General features: G+C 59.3%; 4 protein-coding genes. All 4 read right to left on the reverse strand.

The window, feature by feature from the left end; all coding sequences use genetic code 11:
- Positions 1 to 739: Hsp70 family protein (locus tag AC1DLB_RS29045; RefSeq protein ID WP_477786193.1), on the reverse strand; the 739-nt coding region annotated here is incomplete at its 3' end.
- 51 nt (positions 740 to 790) lie between these two features.
- Positions 791 to 1,312 carry a co-chaperone HscB gene (gene hscB / locus AC1DLB_RS29050; protein ID WP_018927068.1) on the reverse strand — a complete coding sequence of 174 codons (522 nt, stop codon included), beginning with the start codon at positions 1,310 to 1,312 and terminating at the stop codon, positions 791 to 793.
- A gap of 8 nt (positions 1,313 to 1,320) precedes the next feature.
- Positions 1,321 to 1,644: an iron-sulfur cluster assembly protein IscA gene (gene iscA / locus AC1DLB_RS29055; RefSeq protein ID WP_007941391.1), complete on the reverse strand. Its 324-nt coding sequence runs from the start codon at positions 1,642 to 1,644 to the stop codon at positions 1,321 to 1,323.
- A 34-nt stretch (positions 1,645 to 1,678) separates the two neighbouring features.
- On the reverse strand, positions 1,679 to 1,815 hold a 137-nt coding region (locus tag AC1DLB_RS29060), incomplete at its 5' end, for an iron-sulfur cluster assembly scaffold protein (protein ID WP_477786194.1).

Consider the following 1,815-nt stretch of genomic DNA (forward strand, 5'->3'; position numbering starts at 1 on the left):
CAGCAATGGCGTGATCGAAGTCATCGCCACCCAACGCGCTGTCGCCACCGGTAGCCAGCACTTCAAACACACCGCCGGTCAGACGCAGAATCGAAATATCGAAGGTGCCACCGCCCAGGTCATAAATGGCAACCAGGCCTTCAGCCTGTTGATCCAGACCGTAAGCCACCGCAGCAGCGGTCGGTTCATTGAGCAAGCGCAGCACGTTCAGGCCGGCCAGCTTGGCCGCATCCTTGGTGGCTTGACGCTGAGCATCATCGAAATAGGCCGGAACGGTGATCACTGCGCCGACCAGTTCGCCACCCAAGGTCGCTTCGGCACGCTGACGCAGCACCTTGAGGATATCGGCGGAGACTTCGACCGGGCTTTTCGGGCCTTGCACCGTGTCGATGAACGGCATGTGCGACTCGCCGTCGACAAAACGGTATGGCAGCTGATCGCCCAATTGCTTGACGTCGGACAAACCACGTCCCATCAAGCGCTTGACCGACAGCACAGTGTTCAGAGGATCGGTAGCGGCAGCCAGTTTGGCCGATTCGCCGACCTCGACGCGATCGGCGTGATAGCGCACGGCAGACGGCAGGATAACCCGCCCTTGCGCATCGGCCAGAGGCTCGGAAAGACCACTGCGCAATGCAGCGACCAGCGAATTGGTAGTGCCCAAGTCGATCCCCACAGCCAGACGACGCTGGTGCGGTTGAGGACTTTGGCCGGGTTCGGCGATCTGCAGTAGGGCCATCGTGATCAGGACTTATCTGTATATCAGGCGTGCGACCGGAGCGGCACTGGGTTAATCGTCGAGGCGCTCTTCTAACTGGCGCACTTCGTAGGTGAGCTTGTCKAGGAACTGCATGCGCCGCATCAGGCGTTCGGCCCGTTCGCGTTGCGCCGCATCATTCCAGCAAGCTGCGAAGCTTTGGTTCAGTTCATCCTGAGCTGCCTTGAGACGGCGCTTGAACGTGGCAATACCCGCCATGTCGGCGCTGTCCTGCAGATCCTCGAGCTCTTCACGCAACTCCATCTGCTGCAGAAGAAACTCCGGATCATGCACCGTGACCTCCAGCGGCAACTCGCCACCACTCAATGCGAGCAAGTATCGCGCGCGCTTGGGGGGGCTTTTGAGCGTCTGGTAGGCCTCGTTGAGGCTCGCGGATTGCTCGAGCGCCAGCCGCTGCTCACGCTCGGAAGCGTCGGCAAAGCGGTCCGGATGAACGCCGCGCGCCAACTCACGGTAGCGCGTAGCCAGCTGATCGAGGTCCAGATTGAAACTCGGTTGCAGCTCAAATAAAGCGAAATGACAAGGAGTACCCACGAGCAGCCTCAGATATTGAAGCTTTCGCCGCAGCCACACTCACCGCGTACGTTGGGGTTGTTGAACTTGAAGCCTTCGTTCAACCCTTCCTTGACGAAATCAAGCTCGGTGCCGTCCAGGTAGGCCAGGCTTTTCGGGTCGATGATCACTTTCTCGCCGTGACTTTCGAACACCTGATCGTCCGCGCCCACCTCGTCGACAAACTCCAGCACATAGGCAAGGCCGGAACAGCCCGTGGTGCGAACACCCAGACGAATCCCATCACCCTTGCCGCGCCCGTTGAGGGAGCGTCGCACGTGTTGAGCAGCCGCTTCTGTCATGCTGATAGCCATCGGTGACTCCTTACTCGTCGCCAAATCTTGAAAGTCAGATCAAGCCTTTCTTCTGCTTGTAGTCGCGAACGGCCGCCTTGATAGCGTCTTCAGCGAGTACGGAGCAGTGAATTTTCACTGGCGGCAGGGCCAGTTCTTCGGCCAGTTGAGTGTTCTTGATGGTCTCTGCTT

The sequence above is a fragment of the Pseudomonas sp. 05N434 genome (genome assembly GCF_056396965.1).